Raw genomic sequence first — 19,518 nt, forward strand, 5'->3', positions numbered from 1 at the left:
GTATGAAAATAGTGTTAGCACCAGATTCTTTTAAAGAAAGTATGACAGCAAAAGAAGTTTGTATTGCTATGGAAAAGGGTATAAGAAATGTAAGAAGTGATGTTGAAATAGTACATTCTCCAATGGGAGATGGTGGTGAGGGAACGTTAGAAGCTTTAGTAGATGCTACAGATGGAAGTATGCATACATTGGAAGTTACATCTCCACTTGGAGATAAAGTTATTGGTAGATTTGGAATTTTAGGTGACAATAAAACTGCTGTTATTGAAATAGCAGAAGCTAGTGGTTTGCATTTAGTAAATAAAGAAAAAAGGAACCCGTTAATAGCAACTAGTTATGGTACAGGAGAATTAATAAAGGAAGCTTTAGATAAAGGTGTTAGTAAGATAATAATAGGACTAGGTGGAAGTGCAACTAATGATGGTGGCGTTGGTATGTTGCAAGCATTAGGGGTAAGCTTTAAGGACTGTAACAACAATGAGATACCTTTTGGTGGAGGAAATATAAATAAAATAGAAGATATAGATATTTCAAATTTCGACAAAAGAATATTTAAAGTAAAAATAGAAGTGGCTTGCGATGTTAATAATCCTCTTACAGGAAAAAATGGAGCTAGTGAAGTATTTGCAAGGCAAAAAGGTGCTGACAGTAACATGGTTAAAGTGTTAGATGAAAATTTAGTGCATCTAGCAAAAAAAGTAAAAGATATCTTAGATAAAGATATCAATAATGTACCAGGTGCTGGAGCAGCTGGTGGTATAGGAGCAGCACTTGTAGGATTTTGTAATGGAGAGATAAAAAGTGGAATAGATACAGTTATTAAATATTCTAAACTTGAGGATAAGATAAAGGATGCAGATTATGTATTTACTGGTGAAGGAAGTATAGATTTTCAAACAAAGTATGGTAAGACTCCAATTGGGGTAGCAAAAATAGCTAAAAAGTATGAAGTTCCAGTAATAGCTTTTGCAGGAAAAGTAGGAAAGGGAATTGAAGAATTATATGAAATGGGTATTACTTCTGTAATTGGCATTTTACCTGGAATTGTAACTATTGAAGAGGCTTTAAAAAGTGGAAAATTGAATCTAGAAAGAAGTATACAAAATGTTTCTAGATTATTATTTAAAATGCAGAGTGATTAACACTCTGCATTTTTTAATTCCTCCACAGCAGGAATATCTGCAGGAGCCCATTTTAGTGAATCAAGATTTTCTCTTTTAAGCCATATAAGTTTAGAATGTTCACTTGCAGTTGGGATTCCTTCTATAAGCTTACACTTAACTGTAATAAGGTTAACTATAACATTATCGTATTCATGAGTATTATCATTAAAGTCTTCTATGTATTTCACCTTGCAGGATAATTCTTCTCTAATTTCTCTTTCAATAGCTTGTCCGTTGCTTTCACCCTTCTCTATCTTTCCACCAGGAAACTCCCAAAGGTTTGGCATACTCATCTTTGGAGATCTTAAGGCACAAAGAATTTCTGAATTAGAGTTTTCTATTATAGCTCCTACAACTTTTATAGTCTTTTTCATTGTAACCACCTCTAGGATAAGTTTAACATATTGTATGGTGAAGTGTATTTGTGGAGAGGAAAAATTAGAAATAATTTATAAGATATTTGATAATGCCTTGTGATATAATTGTATTGGTAAATTATTGTAAAATGTAGCAGGATAAATAGGGGATGGGAAGAGTGAATATTAGAAAAGCAACAAAAAAAGATTTATCAAGAATAGCAGAAATATATGTTTTTAATAATCGAATGAATTATTGGCCAATTTTTAAGGATGATGGATTTTCTTTTGGAGAATTGCAGGTAGTTACTATGATTGATAATTATTTTGGAAAAGATGAAATATTAAAAAATATATTAGTTTATGATGATGGTTTAATAAAAGGATTTGTTCAATTGAAAGAAAGAGAGATTTGTAAAATATATGTAGATACTTTTTTTCAAAGTAAAGGAATTGGAAAAGAGCTCATAGAATATGCAATTAATGAGTATGGTGCTAATAATCTTTGGGCATTAGAAAAAAATGAAAGGGCAATTTCTTTTTATATAAAACATGGGTTTAATCTAACTGGTGAAAAGAAATTTGAAGAAGATACTATTGAATATTTAGTTCATTTAACGAGGTGAATTCTAGTTTATTCATTAGAGTATAAAGGATAAGGTTAATGAATTTAAAAAGATTCTGTAAATATTATATTGTTAAAAAGATACTTGCTATATATGGAGGGGAAGTTATGAGAGTCGAAACAGAGAGACTTGTTATTAGGGATTTTCGAGAAAAAGATTATAAAGATGCATTTGAATATCTTTCAGACATTGCAGTAATGGAGTATATAGAGCCTGTTTTAACAATTTCACAGACTAAAGAGTTCATTCAGAAATATGGAATTGAGGAAAAAATGATATTTGCAGTAGAAGAAAAACAGTTAGGTAAAGTAATAGGACATATAATATTTCATGAATTTAATAAACCTTCAGAATATGAATTAGGATGGATTTTTAATGAAAAATTCCAAAGGAATGGATATGCAAGGGAAGCAAGTTTTGCATTATTTGAGTATGGTTTTAATAAATTGCATCTTGAGAGCATTGTGGCTGAAACAGTTTTAAATAATAAAAAATCAATTTCAACAATCACGTCTTTAGGAATGAAAATTAGTGAAACTCATGAAGAAGACTTACTTGTTTGGATTATAACTAAAAATGACTATCAAAATAAAAAAGAATATACATAATTATATAAATGGACTCTTATTAAGTAAGAATTCTCTGGAAAAACTATTATTGATATGGAGGTTATTATATGAAGATATTTATTTTGTTTTGCAACATTATTGTTCCAGTAATTATGATTTGTATAGGGGTATTATATAATAGACATTCCAACAAAAGAATAAATAGAATATTAGATTTATTTATGCCTATTGCTATGATTGGTAGCGGATTAGGGAATGTAGATAATAGTGATTTTTTAAAGGGTAAAAAATCACTACAATCTTCTAATAAAAAGTGTGGGATGATTTGGCTTTTATCAGGATTAGTTACATTTATAATAACTGCTATAGTATTAATAATAAACAAATCAGATATTTTAAATGCTACAAGCTTTTTAGATACTACTAATGTTAGTGTTATTATGTTAGAAGTTGAATTTGCAATAGTAGTGATGGCTTTTATAAGTGTAGAGTTTGTTTTAAAGAAGTATTTTTATAAGAAAAATGATTAATTTTATGGGGGAGATTTATATGAAACGGTATGAATACAGAGTTGAGCAAATTCAAATTGAACTAAAGAGTGTGTTTAAAGCAGATAAAAGTAAATATAACAAAGAGATTAGTGAAAAGCTAAATGTACTTGGAAATGAAGGATGGGAATTAGCAGGGGTAGATGGTACATGGTTTTATTTCAAAAGGGAAATAGTGTAAACTAATGGGAAGTAGTTGTCTAGTCTATTGCAATTATTAGCACCTCTAGGATGAATTTAGCATAATGAATGGTGAATCGTATCTGTGGAGAACCAAAATTATTAGAAGATTTAATTAAAAATATAGTGCATTAAATTTTAAAGGAACAGCTGAACTTATTTCAGTTGTTTTTATTATATATAGAAAAAATATGTTTTCAACTTTTAGTATACAAATTTTTAGGATAGTAAATAAAAAAATATAAATTTAAGTGAGATAAATTAAGTCAATGATGAAAAAAGCATCAGTGGATTATGATATAATTATTTTAGTAAGTTATTGGAAAATATAAGAAACTAGGGTTTTAGGAGGGATGAGTATGGATTTTATTATTAAACCAAATTGGGATATCTTTAAAGCAAAGTTTAGTGAGAATCCACAGAGCAACTTTGAGTGGGTTTGTTATTTACTTTTCTGCAAAGAATATAAGCAAGAAAAGGGAATATTTAGATATAAAAATCAGTCTGCTATTGAAACAAACACCATATCAGTAGGGGATGAAATTATAGGATGGCAAGCAAAATTTTATGATACTACTTTATCAAGTAATAAGAGTAAGTTAATAGAAACATTGGAATTGGCAAAGAGGAATTATAAAGGCATAAATAAGTTAATCTTTTATACTAATCAAGAGTGGGGGCAATGTCATGATAAGAATGCCCCAAAAGAGAATGATACTAAAGCTAAGAAAGAAGTTGAAGATAAGGCTAAAGAATTAGGAATTGATTTACTGTGGCGTACAGCTAGTTTTTTTGAGTCACCATTTGTAGTCGAAGGTAATAAAGAAATAGCAAAGCATTTTTTTACATTAGAAGAAAGTATTATAGATAGATTAAATAAGAAAATTATACCTAGAGTAAGTGAGCTAAATGAACAGTATAAGAATACTTTTAGAGGAATAAAAGGAACTTTTATAAATAGACCAGAAATTGATAAATGTATTGAAGAAATTGAACAAAATAATTCACTTATTATACATGGTAAGGCTGGACAGGGAAAGAGTGGATGTACTCAAGGGGTAATAGAGTACTGTGAAACAGAAGATATACCATATATTGCAATTAAATTAGATGATAGAATGCCAGAACAAAATGCAGATAAGTGGGGAGAAGATTTAGGTTTAACAACATCAATTCCTATGGCTTTGAATATGCTTTGCGAAAACAAAAGAGGAGTTATTATACTAGATCAATTAGATGCATTACGTTGGACTAATGCGCATTCAAGGCAAGCTTTAATTACATGTACAGAAGTAATAAAGAGAGTAGAAGAAATTAATTTTAATAGAGATAATAAGATATCAATTATTTTTGTATGTAGAACTTATGATTATGAGAATGATTCTAATATTAATTCACTATTTAAAAGTAATGATAAAGAAAAAAATGGTATAGTTTGGAATGAAGTTATACCTGAAGAGTTATCAGAAGAAGTTGTTAGGATGAGTGTTGGAGCTATAATTGAAGATATTAAACAAGATAAATCAGTTATTATACATGGTAAGAATGAGCAAGCAAAGAGTAGATGTACTAAAGGGGTGATTGAGTACTGTAAAACACAAGGAATTCATTATGTTACTATTAAATCAGATGATATAAGGTCAGATCAAGATATAGATAAATACAAAGAAAATCTAGATTTAAGAGCAGCAATTCCTATGGTTTTGGATATACTTTGTGAAAATAAAAGAGGAGTTGTTATACTAGATGAATTACTTTTGATGAATGTAGATTCAAGTCGAGATTTAATTATATGTACAGAAGTAATAAATAAAGTAGAAGAAATTAATTTAAGTAGAGATAATAAGTTATCTATTATTTTTGTATGTAGAAGTGATGATTACGAGAATAATCCTATTATTAAAGAACTAATTAATAGTAATAATAAGCAAAAATGCATAGCATGGAAAAAAGTTATAGTTGAAGAGTTGGCGGAAGAGACTGTTAGAGAGGTTGTTGGAGCTAAATATGACAATTTGTCTTTAAAAATGAAAAAAGTACTTAGTTTTGCTAGTAATCTTTACATATGGACACAATTGGAGGAGGATAGAATGTACGATGACTATTCAACTACAAATCAATTAGTTCAAAAATGGTGGGAGCAAATAAAGAAAAATTGCATAGATAATCAAATTGATGAAGTAGAAGTTGAAGATGCTAAATCTGCACTTATAAATAAGATTAATACTTTAGGAAAATTACATATAAGTATTAAACTTTTAAGTGCTTTAGGAGTAACAGAAAGAAGTTTAACATATCTAAGCTCAAATGGTTTCATAGTTGGGAATAGTAATAGCATTTCATTTGCACACCAGAGTATTTCAGATTACTTTTTGGCACAGGAAATGTTTAAGAGATTTTTTGAAGGGGAAGATATTATAAGTATAATTGGAGATAAAGATAAACAAACTCCCCAAAAAAGGTACCAAATTCAGATGTTATTACAGGATATACAGACGGAAGATGAAGAAGTGTTTATTAAGGTTGGAATACAAATTATGAAATCAAATCAGATTAGGTTTTATGTCAAATATGTATTTTTTGAAGTTATTGGACAAGCTATTACTATAAGTGATGCTACTAGAAAATTTATTTTAAAATACTATGATGATTATGAGTATGGCAATCATATTATAGATGGAATAATTGTAGGACACGCAATATTTGTACAGCTATTAATTGATAATGGCATTTTGGATAAATGGATGTCTTTAGATGACAAAAAAGATATAGCTATAAAGTTAGTGCAAAGTATAAGCCCTAAATATAGAAATGAGGATATAGAGTTTATAAAAAGACATTTATTTAAATCAAAGGATAATGACGAAAAATTTAGTAGATGCTTCTCTTTTAATATTTATGAAGATATAGATGAAATGTTTGAATTAAGGTTGGCATTCTATGAGAAGTATCCGAAATTTATTGATAGGTATATCGATTTTAAAGAATTATTTATTAGATGTGAATTAAGAGCTTTGAGAATATTTGAATTCGTGTTGAAGAATGAATTGAAAGAGCGTGGGATATATCAGGAGGATGACAATTTTTTAGATAATGATAATGAGGTATTAATAGAGAATGTAGAGTTGATATTGGATACATTATTAGTATATATTCCACAGGAGGAAGAAGGATGGTATTCTAAATGGAATGCTAGAGAGTCTTATAACCAAGGAATGGAGCGAACTTGTGTTGAAATAATAAAAAAGGCAAATAGGGTTTTAATAAAAAGAAATCCAGAAGAATTCATTTATAGATATAAGCAATATTTTAATAAAGGATATAATGTGTATAATGAAATTATATTAGATGGATTAAAGAAATTTCCTACAGAGTTAAGTAATTTAGTAATCAATTGTTTATATGATAATTTCGATAATATTATTTTTGATAAAAGTAGTTCTACAAAAAATAAGCTTGATATGGTAAAGGATGTTATAGAAGTACATTCTAGATGGTGTGATAATGAAACATACTTAAAACTGGAAGAAGAAATTATATACTATATAGACCCGAGAGCAAAAGAGTGGTATAAAAGACGGATAGAGTTTAATAGAGATAAAAGCAATAATACAAAGGTATACTGGAGTTTTTGGGGAGACTTACAAATAATGCTTCTTCCTGCATTACCTAAAGAGAGAATATCATTAAAAGCAAAAAAATTATTAGATGTTCTTAAACGACGTAATATTAGTTTTGTAGATAGTAATATATATAATAAAAACGGTGGACAATCAGGAAGTGTTTATTCACCTATAGCAGGGAAAAGGTTGAGTAATAAACAGTGGGTACAAATTTTAACTAATACTAAAATAAAGGATAAAGATAGAAGGTCTAGATGGGTAGAAGTGAAAGGCGGATTTGTTGAAAGTTCAATAGAAGAATTTGCAAGTGAATTAAGAGATGCTGTAAGTAAAGAGCCGGAAAGATTTATAAATTTGATATTAGATAACAGCTTTAGCATAAATGATGTTTATGTAGATGCGCTTTTTAGTGGGATTACCTATAGTGAAAATTTGGAAGAGGTTAACAATAAAATATTAGAAAGATTGATATTAACATATAAATATGATTATGAGGGATATAGGGCAAAATATATTTGTGATATGGTACGTAAGAAGGATAGTGGAGAATGGTCGTACGAGATACTAGATATACTTAAGGATATTGCTTTAAATCATATTAACCCTAAAATTGATAAACCTAATGTGACATCACCAGATGATAATGAAATGAAATCATTTAATATGTTAAGTAGTAATGCGTTAAATTGTGTTAGAGGAAGTGCAGCATCAGCTATAGGAAAACTTTTATGGGATCACAAAACATTATTTGAGTATTTTGAGGATAGTATTATACAACTATGCCAAGATGAGAATCCTGCAGTAAGGTTAGCAACATTAGATATTTTATTTCCTGTATATAATATTAATAGAGGATGGGCGATAGAAAAAATAATAAACATACTAAAAAGTGACTATAGGCTTGCTGGGTATAGAGGCATGAAGCAAATGTTTTTTTTAACTCATAATGATAAGCAAGATGAGATAGAAAATATCATACTAAAATGTTTTTATGAAGAGGATAAAGATTTATTAAAGATGGGGGCATATACTTTAGCTGAAATGTACATTGTTAAAAATAGATTTACAGAGGTAGTAGAAAATGTGGAAAGCTTAAATCAAGAACAAGTTAAGCATATACTTGAAATGGTTATAATTTATTTTAATAAGGAAGAATACAATGAATTAGCTAAGGAGCTGATTATGAAGTATGTAAAACTAGACTTGGATTTAGAGTTTCCAATAAGCAAAATTTTTTATGATAATTTAATAGATATAGAACGAGATGAAGAATTTTTAAAAAATCTAGTATCTTTTAAAAGCAGCAAGAAAATAGTAAGTACTTTTGTACGTTATTTAGAAAAGAGTAATCAACCTATTATTGCATATAAAGATGTAATTTTTGCTATGAGTTATAACATAATTGAGAATAATCTTGATTCAGAAGGTTATATTTATGGACTAAATGAAGAAATATCTAAACTCATAATAGGACTATATGATGAAGCATCAGAAGAAAAAAACGAAGAAATGAAAGCTATAGCTAATGAGTGTCTACGTATTTGGGATTTAATGTTTGAAAAAAGAATAGGAGCTGCGAGAGTTTTGACCTTTAAGATGCTAGATAGGTAAAAGATACCTTTAAATTTTTTTCGAGGTATTATACATGAAGAATTAATTTTGTTAAAAAACAATTGTGGTTAATATAATAGATTTTCAACTTTTAGGTGTAGAAAATATAAATCTAAAATTGAATATTAATAAAATGATCTTATAGAGATAAACTTTTGATAAGATAGTTTTAGTTAATAAAATGATTTAACTAAAGCTATCTTATTTTATAATAAAAAATATAATTGAAACTTGAATTTGAAATTATATTAATTATATTGTATATGGGAAAGTTTAAACTTTTTTTCTTACGGTAAGATGAAGCATATCTATGGAGAAGCAAAATTTATAAAGGAAAATAGAAAAATAATAATTAAAAAAGATCGTGTTTTTTTCATCAAATTTTATTATCTTTTTTTATTTTTATTGTATTAAAAATAAGTTTTGTCTGGAATGAAAAGAGGATCATTATAGAAAATAATGATTTAATTGTAAAATTATATAGTATAATAGATATAAATATTTTAGTTGATGCAAGGGTAAATAAAAGCCTTTGAATGAAATTTATTAAGATGGGATTAATTTTTTGGGGAGGAGAGGTATACAACTAAATATATTTTCTATAAGGAAAACTGGAGATAAATATGGTTAATTATAAAAAAATTAGAGAAGAAATAAGAAATTTAAAAAATATAAATGATGTAGTTAGTTTTGCTAAAGTACATTATAGTAAATTAACAAGGCAAGATAGAGCTAAAATCTTTAATGAAGTTATACAAGATAGACAAATTGATTTGGAAAAATTTAAATTTTCTTTAAGGCTATCTATAGAGTTAAGTTTCATATTTATATCATATAATAATAAATTTATGGGAATATTTAGGAAGCGTAAATTCAGTTTAGGGGAAGAAAAAGAAGTATTTATAATTATAGTAGAAAAAATCTATGAACTGACTTGGTCAAAAAACTTAGAGAATAATGAGTTTGAAAAAAAAGATTTAAGAAGATATTTAAGTTATAAGTATGATTATCCATCTATTAACATATATGAGTATTATAAATTGTTCAAATATTTTGATGAATTATCTGAAGATATATATGGTTTGTCAATATATAGAAATTTTTACAAGCTAATTATTTTAGCAGCATCAAAAGAAAATTTATATATTGAAAATAAAATCTTAAAAAAAGAATTTGGAAGTATAAAAAACTTGGGGAATTTATTTTTAGATAATTATAAGATAAAAAACAAGTTATTTATTGAAAATAATTTAAGAACAGTATTCAAAGGAAAATTAGGAATAAAGTTTTCTGATGGACTATATGTACCACGGGCTTATCATATATTTGAAAATATTTTTAAAGGAATTATAGACAATGAACAGTCTAAGGATAAAAAAGGAGACATTTTAGAGGTATATTCAAAAGATATTATTGGAATGTTTTTCGATAATATCCATCATACTTCATATGATAATAATAGAAATGAGCAAGACTTGATAATAGAATTTGAAGATAAAATTTTGTTTGTAGAATGTAAATCTCAGAATTTTAAAAATATCTTTATAGAAGGAAATGATGCAGCAAAAATAAGAGAGAAGCACTTTGAAGAGGTTATTGTAAAAGCTTGCGAACAGTGTCAAAGGGGAAAGGAATATTTGATAAACAATAAGACTGCTATTTATTATAATTCTAATAAGAAAAAAGGAAGAAGTAAAGTATTAGAAGTTAATAATACAAGTAGTAAAAAAATATTTAAAATTGTAGTTGTGTTGGATGAATACTTAGATTTAGCAGAGCTATCTAGCAGGTATTTAGAGGAAAAGTATAAAGATACATGGATAGTTAATATTTTTGCACTGAATAAAATACTGTGGACTTCCAATAGAATCAATGGAGTAAGTACTTTTTTTGAGTATTTAGAATATAGAACTCAAAATTATTTAGGGATAGAATCAATACATTGTGATGAATTAGCACAGTTTGGTTATTGGATTTCACCAAATTATAATATTTACCCACAATTAGGTATGAATATTAATATTGTTTTAAATGATAGTTTTACGAATATATTTGATGAGTATGATTCTTATTTTTATAAAGAATTAATCAATGAATTAGTAGTTGCTGAAAAATGAAAATATGCAATTTACTAGAAAGGCGAATATAATATTTTTAAAGGTATAAAATACGAATACTATCATTAGATTGTGTAATAATTATATTTAGTAAGATATTTAAATTATAAGTAATTTGGAAATGCAAACAGCAGGATAGGCTTTAAAAGCCTATCTTTTTTAATAAAAATATATGATTAAACCTTGAATTTGAAATTCTATTAATTATATTGTATATGGGGAAGTCTAAGCTTTTTTACATACGGTGAGGTGAAACGTATCTGTGGAGAACCAAAATAAAAAGAGAGTAGGTTTATAATATATTAAGTTTGGTATATAATATTCATATAAATGCTTTTTTAGGAGGAAATTTAATGGTAAATAAGGATATTAATTTATATGATATTTTTATAAATTATTCATATAGTCAATTAAAGCAATTATTTAAAAATGCAAAAACAAAAGAAGAGCAAGATTTTTATATGACCTTATCTAATTTAGTATTACAAAAAGAGCAAGCTAAGGTTATAGGTGAATAGAATGCCAACATTTACAATTTTTGCAGGTGTTAATGGAGCAGGTAAAACCTCAATATACAAATCTATTTATTATAATGAAAATAAAAATGAAAAAAGAATTAATACTGATGAAATGGTAGCTAGAATTGGTTCTTGGAAAGACAATAATCTTCAAATGAGATGTGCAAGAGAGGCTGTTAAGTTAATAAAACAATACATTTTGGAGGGGATACCCTTTAATCAAGAAACAACACTATCTGGCAGAAGCATAGTAAAGAATATAAAGTTTGCAAAAGAGAATGGTTTTTATATTGTTATGAATTATATAGGGTTAGAAAATCCAGAACTTGCTAAGAAAAGAGTTAAAATTAGAGTAAGCAAAGGTGGACATGGAATACCTGATAAAGATATAGAAAGAAGATACTATGATTCATTAAAAAATCTAAATGATGTAATTGAAATATGTGATGAAGTAAATATATATGATAATACAGAAGTATTAAGAGAAGTTATATATTTTAAAGAAGGTAAGGTAATATGGAGAGATAAAAAAATACCTAATTGGGCAAATAATATACTACAAAAGTAGCTAGTAAAATTATATAAGTTTTATTAGCTATTTTTATATACAAATATAGTTGAAACTTGAAATTGAAATATTATTAATTATATAAGGAAACTTGACTCCTTGCAGTCGCTGAGTAAGTTCGAAGCACTAAATCAAAGATTTAGATTCTCACTTATGGGGTAATCTAATCTTTTTTACTTACGGTATGGTGAAGCGTATCTGTGGAGAACCAAAATTAAAGTGAGCAAATTTATAAAGATGATTGGTATTTATAGATGGAATTTTGATATAATTGAAAAAAATTGGTGAAGATGATATAATTTTCTCAAAAAATCATATCGTAAAACAGATAAAAAGATAATTCTTAGGAATAGCTTTGAACTGCTTTAGTTATGATTTTTTTGTTGTACTAATTTGTAGAAGATCATAAGATTTGAGAAATGATAATATTCATTTGCCTTTATATTAGTATTGGATTTTAATGTGAAAGGAGTAGTAAGATGCGAAAGAGAATTATATCCGCTGTATTAGTGATAGGACTTGTTATTGGTTACATTCCATTTCAAAGTTTTGCTGCGGAAATTGGAGATAATGGAAAGGTTATCAATGGAGACTATGTGATTGCAGTAAATACAAATGCAGACCCCAATAATAAACAGAGTAGTGGGACATTAGTATTTGATAGCATGGGAGGAAGAGGGACAACTTCTTTAGAAAATGAACTAAATCAAGAGGCAGAAGATATAGATTTTATTGTAGATGGAAGCGATACCAAAGTAGAGAATAAAAACTTATTCTCAAGACTTTTAGGAGTAGGAGACATATATTCTATAGGAGATGAGAAAAAATTTTATCAAGGAAGGACATATGTTTGCATAGGAGTTTATGATAAGAGTTACATATGGATGGAAAAAAGCATGAAGAATGATTATGATGCTGTTGGAAAGACAAATGATGCAGCAGAAGATATGCGTTCGACTTATGAAAGTAAGCCTTATGAAGTTCTTATGAAATTGAGTGATAATAAATTCCCCTATAATGATGGGTCTGGAAAATTATCTATTCTTTTAGAACAGACTAGTAATGGGTCATCAGGGTTTTATGCAGGTGAAAGTGGAATTACAGCTATACATATTAATATACCGAAAGCAGCAGAGTATACAAAAGGACGTCTTTCGTCTACAAATGGGCTGCTTGTACATGAAGGGCAACATGCAATATTTAGAAATTTGACTTGTGGAGGGGATGCTCAACTGGCATCAAAGTATCGTTGGTTAGATGAGGGACTAGCAGTAGCTAGCATGGACTATACATGGGGTGGAAGTGATCCTTCAGGCTGGTTTGATTATATTAAAGGAAATCCTCAGATTAGGAATGGTTCTGCACTTGTATATAGTTCTTATAGAAATTCTTCTGCACAAGATTATGCAATGCCAGATTTATTTGTCAGATATCTGGCAAATCAGAAGGCGAAAGGATATAAACCAATGGAGTTTTTCCAAGGTATTTATAGAGTGACGGCAACTGGTAAAGACACAAAAACTTTCATGAATGATGTTTTTAAAGCAGCAGGACTTAAAGATGAAAATGGTAATGTACTTACATTTGACAAGTCTTTGGTACAGTTCTATGCAGCGATTATTGCTCAAGATAAAGGAGTTTATGGTTTTTATGGTGATCCGGTAGTTTTAAATAAGCTTAATGATTATCCTATTTATATGGGGGAAAGCGGAAAACCAGTTATGCTTTCTGGAACAGCGGCTATTGTTCTGAAAACTGAAAATGGAGAATTTAAAGTACCGTCAGATGGTGGAAAAGACATTCGATATATTGCAGTAAATAGATCGGATACGGTATCTAAGCCTTCTAAAGGATCAGGTACAGCAGCAGATCCTTATAAGATTGAGAAAGCTTCAGACCTTCTTTATATAGCAAGTAATCAGAGTTGCCATTTTATTTTGACAAGTGATCTGGATTTAACAGGAAGTACTTATATTAGTGCAGGATGGTTTGGTGGAAGCCTTGATGGTAGAGGATATACAATAAAAGGTCTTAAACAGCCATTAATAGAAAGAAACAAAGGTACAATTAAAAACTTGAATATTGAAGCGGATTTTAAAAGTGATTATCAGGCCTATACTGGAGCACTTGCCAACATTAATGAAGGAAAGATATTAAACAGTAGTGTTAAAGGAAACTTCGATATACAGATGACAGGAACCGGGTATGGGGTTGTTCAGACATTTGGAGGGCTTGTTGGAAGAAATGAAGTATCAGGTGTTATACGAGAGTCTTTTGTTGATGCAAATATAAATGTGAAATTTGGATTTAGTCATGGATCAGCAGGGGCATTAGTTGGAAAAAATTCAGGTGCTATAGAAAACTCTTATGCACGTGGTTACTTGAATGTGATACAGGATAATAGAGGGGATTACAAATTTTATGTTGGAGGTATCACTGGAGAACTGACTAGAGATATGGGGTTAGGTGCAACACTGAAAAATTGTTATAGTACAACCCAGATAAGCACAAGAGCAGTTAGTGATTCAAATAAGCAAGCAATAGGTAGACTTTATGGTCAAGATCAAAATATTTCAGTAAATAGTGTAAGTCAATCTTATGCTTTGGATGGTATGGATGCAGTTGGTAAAACCACATCTGGAATTGATTGGGAAATTTATTCGAAAACTTCAGATCAACTTAAGAAAGTTGCAACTTATGTAAATTGGTCATTTAATAGTATTTGGAAAATACAAGAAGGAAAAGATTATCCGGTATTTATAGAAGCATCAGATATTAAAACTATTTCGGTTTCAGTACCACAAATAGAAAAAGAACGTTATGTAGGAGAAGAACTTTTACTTTATTCTGCAAAATTAATTGTAAATGGTACGGCAGTTCCCCTTACAAATGATATGATTAATGGTTTTGACAGTAGTACTGAGGGAGTGAAAACAGTAACTGGTAACTATAAGAATAAGGTATTTCAATTCGATGTTACAGTAAAAGCTCCTAAGTCAGTAGATAAACTTGAGATTTCAAAAGCTGGTAAAACTTCTTATGTTCAAGGTGAAGAATATAGTAGTGCAGGTGTTGTATTGATGGCAACATTAGATGGTACACCATATCATTATATAAAAAGTGGATTTACAAGTGATTTAGATGGTATTCTATTGGATAATCAAAATAGGGTAACATTTAGTTACTATGATGGCAAAGTTAGTCAAGAGATTACTGTGAAAAAGGATGAGCCAAAAGCATTGACTGTTGTTAATCCTATGAATAAAGTAGATTATTATTCAGAAGACAAATTAGACTTTTCAGGTATGGGTATTCAGATTACATATGCTTCTGGAAAGAAATCTTCGGTTTTAAGATTTGATGAACTTAAAGGGAATGGAATACGCTTAGTATTGGATAATAACGGTAAATTTACTACTGTGGATTCTGATACAGTATTAACAGAAAAAGAGAATGGTACTAATATATATGCTTGCTTTGGAGACAAAAATCCAAACGAGTTTGGTTCAATATTTGCAAGATTAGCCCAAATTACTGTAAAGCCAAAATTGCATTTAGATAGTCAAATTTTCTTATTAGGTCAGAATGTTACAAGATTTGATTTATTTACAGATATGGTTGTAGGAGGAGAAGGAAATTATAAGTTTGAGATTGTTGAAGGAAAATTACCAAAGGGAATCAGAGAAGTTAAGAATATGCATGGAAGTACTAGAATACTTTTTGAGGGAACACCTACAGAGGTTGGAGAGACAAGAGTTGTTTATAAAATTTCAGATTCTGCAGGAAATACTACTTTAACAGATATTATTTTTGTAGTGAATCCTCCATCAAGTGTAGCTGAGGTAGAATCATTTAGTATAACGAATGCTAGAGAATCTTATCCAGCTGTCATTAAAGGTACAACAATTGAACTTATTGTACCAGCAGATATACAGTTGAGTTCATATTGGGCGTCTGTGAAATTATCAGATGGAAGTAACTATTATCCAGATCCTAATATGCCACCTATAGTAAAAGAGGGAATACAAACATTAGCTATTATTGCTCAGGATAAAAAGACAATTAAAGAGTATACAGTGTTAATTAAGAGGGCAACACAAAATATGCAGCCTTTAGATAAACCTAAAAATCTAGTTTGGGATTCCAATACTAATACTTTAAGTTGGGATTCTGTGAATAATGCAGAAAGTTATATTGTTAATATAGCTCCTGAAGGTGAAGTTTCTTACATGGTAAGTACTTCAGAAAATAAACTTAATCTGAAAGATGTAGTTCAGAAATCAGGAAATATTGGTCTAAGTGTATTTGCTATTGGTGATAATATAAATACATATACTGGTAAGTCTTCTGAAATAACTGTTTCTTATGTAGCACCACCACAGATAAAGTATATTAGTGTTAATCCAAAGAAAATAGAAGCATTTAAAGGTCATAATACACAATTTAAAGTAACGATTTCAGCAAATAGTAATGCAGATAAAAGTGTAACATGGTCTATTGAAGGAGCTTCAAGTGCTAGTACTTCAATTGATTCAAAAGGTGTGCTTACAATAGGGGATGATGAGACTTCATCAGAAGTACAGGTAATTGCAACATCTAATCATGATCCAAGTAAAAAAGCAAGGGCAGTTGCTACGATTAAAGAGTTACCAAAACTAAATATTCCATCAGGTCTTATTTGGAAGGGACAAGTTGCTACATGGAATGCTGTTGATAATGCAAATGGTTATAGTGTTGAGCTATATAAGGATGGTATCAAGGTAGGAGAAAGTCAAGAAACTAATAATACACAGTTTGATTTTACCAATAAAATGAAAGAAGCTGGGATATACAAATTCCGTGTTATTGCTTTAGGTGATGGAAAAACTATAGCAAATAGTGATGAAGCAGAAAGTCTAGAATATAATTATATAGTTGATATCAATCATGATGGGAAGGTAGATATGCTAGATTTAGCAATAGTATCAGAAAAGTATAATTTGAAAAGTACTGATGTTGGATATATCAAAGACTGTGATTTAAATAATGATGGGATAATAGATATATATGATATTGTTATGGTAGCAAATAAAATAAAATAAATGTTTAGAGGTTAAGTGAAAAGTTAAGCTGTTATATATTTTTTTTTAATAAAGTTCCTACAACATTAAGCATAATATGTTTATTGTTTAAGTAGGAACTTTATTGATTTCCTCAATAAAATTTTAATAGTGGTAAGTTTATATTAAGGAGTTGCAATTAGTATTGATTATAATGTAGATAGAAAAATTTAAGAAGATATACTATAAGATTACAGTATATCTTCTAGAGTATATTGAGATAGCTCATTAACAAAACTCTGTAATGATTTAGAGAAAATACCTTTAAGCTTACAACCACTAGTCATTAGAGGGCAAAGTTTAGGATTATTCATACATTCAACTAAGTTTAAGTTTTCTTCAGTTGATATTAAAACTTTACCAAGGTTTATTTCAATTGGTTCTACACCTAATTTTAATCCACCATTTCTACCCTTAGTTGATATTATATATTCTGTTTTGGCAAGTTTATGTATAACCTTTTTCATGTGGTGCTCTGATACTTCTAGATGTTCAGCAAGTTTATCAATAGTAGTATTTTCAGCTCTATTTCTAGCTAGATATATTAACGCTCTAAAAGCATAGTCTGTAAATTTTGATATCTGCATAATTCTTCTCCTTTGAGATTTAAATATAGTATATTATAACAAAATAAATGATTATTATAATAGTTACATACAAATATTTATATTACTATTTTCAGAATCAAGACAGAGTAAATTTGAGGGAATAATGTGTATTTTACTTGCACATTTTAAATTTTTGTGTTATATTTAATATATCAACAGATAATTATTATTAAATAATATATATTAAAGATTACAGGAGAGATTATATATGTTAGATCAGAGAACAATAGAAATAATTAAAAGTACAGTACCAGCATTAAAGGAGCATGGAGTAGAAATTACAAAAACTTTTTATAAAAATATGTTTGAAAACAATCCAGAGGTTAAGCCATTATTTAATATGGATAGACAAGCTTCAGGAGAGCAACCAAAAGCATTAGCTATGACAGTATTAGCAGCTGCTCAAAATATAGACAACTTGGAAGCTTTATTACCAGCGGTAAAGACAATAGGAGAAAGACACTGTGATGCTCAAATTAAAGAAGAACATTACCCAATAGTTGGAGCTAACCTTTTAGGGGCAATCAAAGAGGTTTTAGGTGATGCGGCAACAGATGATATTATTGATGCTTGGGAAAAGGCTTATAGAGTTATAGCTAAGGTGTTTATAGATGTAGAAAAAGAAATTTACGAATCAAGAAGCAAATAATAAATATGTTTAGCCATATTCATGATAGAAGTGAATATGGCATTTTTTACTGACTAGTAAAGTATAAAATTTCAATTAGCTATGAATCAAAGGTATATTACATTTTTATATCAAAAATATAAAATAAAGGATAGTAATTTTATAAAGTAGTACAGTGGATATTTGTTTCCATTTGACTTGGAGCTTGAGACGGAACAAGTTTGATATTTTTTGTTGTAATAAATGTTTGAATGGAAAGAAATGAGTTGAAAATATATATTTTATTTATACCTTTATAGGCATAGTATTTTATATCTTTTTAATAGTACTAATAAAGGTTATATATTAAGTCTAAATAAGTAGTAGAATTTTAGTAGGTTTTAATACTTATTTTTTATAAAAACATAGTTGAACTTGAATTTGAAATTCTATTAATATTTGGGTAGCAGAACTTATACAGAGTGAAAGTAAGTGAGGTTTATAGCCTTATGCGTTAATATAACTAGCATAAGGCTATTTTTATAGTTAAAAATGATGCTAACTATATCCCAATATTCTTCATTTCCCCAAGTATCTTTTCCATTCTCTCATCAATATTCTTACCATCATATTTTGAAAGTTTTAACTCACTTTGTATTTTCCCATCAGACATAAACATAATACGTTCTGTTTTTGATGCAACCTTTGGATCATGAGTTACAAGCACTATTGTAGTGCCCTTATTATTAATATGTCTTAATAAATCCATTATTTCTTCCGCTGATTTAGAATTAAGTGCCCCTGTAGGCTCATCACCAAATATTATCTTAGGGTCATTCATTAAACTACGACATATTCCAGCTCTTTGAAGTTGACCTCCAGAAACTTCATTAATATTACGATTCTTTAAGTTCTCTATTCCTGTCATTTTCATAAGATTATCTGCCTTTATCAAAATGTCTTTAATATTTTTTCTATTAGAGCGTACAGAAGTAAGAATAATATTATCACCTATATTTAAATTCTTTAGCAAGCTTGGTTGTTGAAATATAAATCCCATTTTTGTTCTTCTTATTTCTGCTAAATCTTTTTCTTTTATAACAGCTAAATCATCACCATCAAAAGTAACGTTTCCTCCCTCTGGAACATCCATACCGCTTAATACATACATAAGTGTAGACTTTCCAGATCCTGATGGCCCCATTATTGAAATAAACTCACCTGTTTTAATAGATACTGAAACATTATCTAATACCACTTGTTTTTCATTTCCTTCACCATAGGATTTTCTTATATTTTTTCCAATTAATAATTCACTCATCTTC

14 protein-coding genes are annotated in these 19,518 nt (G+C 28.7%); 11 read left to right on the plus strand and 3 right to left on the minus strand.

The window, feature by feature from the left end; genetic code table 11:
* The first annotated feature begins 2 nt into the window (after window positions 1–2).
* Window positions 3–1,142 carry a glycerate kinase family protein gene (locus DR024_RS09635; protein WP_055183667.1) on the plus strand — a complete coding sequence of 380 codons (1,140 nt, stop codon included), beginning with the start codon at window positions 3–5 and terminating at the stop codon, window positions 1,140–1,142.
* Here DR024_RS09635 and DR024_RS09640 read toward each other — a convergent pair.
* Complete coding sequence (locus DR024_RS09640; RefSeq protein WP_055255002.1) at window positions 1,139–1,537, minus strand: (deoxy)nucleoside triphosphate pyrophosphohydrolase; 399 nt, start codon at window positions 1,535–1,537, stop codon at window positions 1,139–1,141. The genes DR024_RS09635 and DR024_RS09640 overlap by 4 nt on opposite strands.
* 161 nt (window positions 1,538–1,698) lie before the next feature.
* Here DR024_RS09640 and DR024_RS09645 point away from each other — a divergent pair, with 161 nt between their 5' ends.
* The 9 genes from DR024_RS09645 to DR024_RS09680 all read left to right on the plus strand — a co-directional run bounded on the left by DR024_RS09645 (window position 1,699) and on the right by DR024_RS09680 (window position 16,960).
* Window positions 1,699–2,145: a GNAT family N-acetyltransferase gene (locus tag DR024_RS09645; protein ID WP_027099070.1), complete on the plus strand. Its 447-nt coding sequence runs from the start codon at window positions 1,699–1,701 to the stop codon at window positions 2,143–2,145.
* Window positions 2,146–2,252: 107 nt separating this feature from the next.
* A complete protein-coding gene (locus DR024_RS09650; protein WP_172458935.1) occupies window positions 2,253–2,753 on the plus strand; it encodes a GNAT family N-acetyltransferase in 501 nt (166 codons plus the stop codon).
* Window positions 2,754–2,821: 68 nt separating this feature from the next.
* A complete protein-coding gene (locus DR024_RS09655) occupies window positions 2,822–3,244 on the plus strand; it encodes a hypothetical protein (protein WP_111918614.1) in 423 nt (140 codons plus the stop codon).
* A gap of 19 nt (window positions 3,245–3,263) precedes the next feature.
* Window positions 3,264–3,443, plus strand: a complete 180-nt coding sequence (locus DR024_RS09660; RefSeq protein WP_027099068.1) for a hypothetical protein — start codon at window positions 3,264–3,266, stop codon at window positions 3,441–3,443.
* Between the two features lie 358 nt (window positions 3,444–3,801).
* On the plus strand, window positions 3,802–8,676 hold the full coding sequence (locus DR024_RS09665; RefSeq protein ID WP_111918616.1) for an NACHT domain-containing protein: 4,875 nt from the start codon (window positions 3,802–3,804) through the stop codon (window positions 8,674–8,676).
* 623 nt (window positions 8,677–9,299) lie between these two features.
* On the plus strand, window positions 9,300–10,793 hold the full coding sequence (locus tag DR024_RS09670; protein WP_111918618.1) for a hypothetical protein: 1,494 nt from the start codon (window positions 9,300–9,302) through the stop codon (window positions 10,791–10,793).
* Between the two features lie 353 nt (window positions 10,794–11,146).
* A complete protein-coding gene (locus DR024_RS17710; RefSeq protein WP_167539564.1) occupies window positions 11,147–11,311 on the plus strand; it encodes a hypothetical protein in 165 nt (54 codons plus the stop codon).
* 1 nt (window position 11,312) lies between these two features.
* Window positions 11,313–11,879 carry an ATPase gene (locus tag DR024_RS09675; RefSeq protein WP_111918620.1) on the plus strand — a complete coding sequence of 189 codons (567 nt, stop codon included), beginning with the start codon at window positions 11,313–11,315 and terminating at the stop codon, window positions 11,877–11,879.
* A 479-nt stretch (window positions 11,880–12,358) separates the two neighbouring features.
* The gene (locus DR024_RS09680; protein WP_111918622.1) at window positions 12,359–16,960 is read left to right on the plus strand and encodes a dockerin type I domain-containing protein; all 4,602 of its coding nucleotides are present in this window, start codon (window positions 12,359–12,361) and stop codon (window positions 16,958–16,960) included.
* Window positions 16,961–17,169: 209 nt separating this feature from the next.
* On the opposite strand, the gene DR024_RS09685 is transcribed toward DR024_RS09680, so the two are convergent.
* The gene (locus DR024_RS09685; protein ID WP_027099065.1) at window positions 17,170–17,565 is read right to left on the minus strand and encodes an RrF2 family transcriptional regulator; all 396 of its coding nucleotides are present in this window, start codon (window positions 17,563–17,565) and stop codon (window positions 17,170–17,172) included.
* Between the two features lie 229 nt (window positions 17,566–17,794).
* Here DR024_RS09685 and DR024_RS09690 point away from each other — a divergent pair, with 229 nt between their 5' ends.
* Window positions 17,795–18,235, plus strand: a complete 441-nt coding sequence (locus DR024_RS09690; protein WP_027099064.1) for a globin domain-containing protein — start codon at window positions 17,795–17,797, stop codon at window positions 18,233–18,235.
* Between the two features lie 520 nt (window positions 18,236–18,755).
* Here the strand turns inward: DR024_RS09690 and DR024_RS09695 are convergent.
* Window positions 18,756–19,514, minus strand: a complete 759-nt coding sequence (locus DR024_RS09695) for an ABC transporter ATP-binding protein (protein ID WP_055183690.1) — start codon at window positions 19,512–19,514, stop codon at window positions 18,756–18,758.
* Window positions 19,515–19,518: the final 4 nt, after the last annotated feature.

It is taken from the genome of Clostridium paraputrificum (assembly GCF_900447045.1).
Classification (GTDB): Bacteria; Bacillota; Clostridia; order Clostridiales; family Clostridiaceae; genus Clostridium; species Clostridium paraputrificum.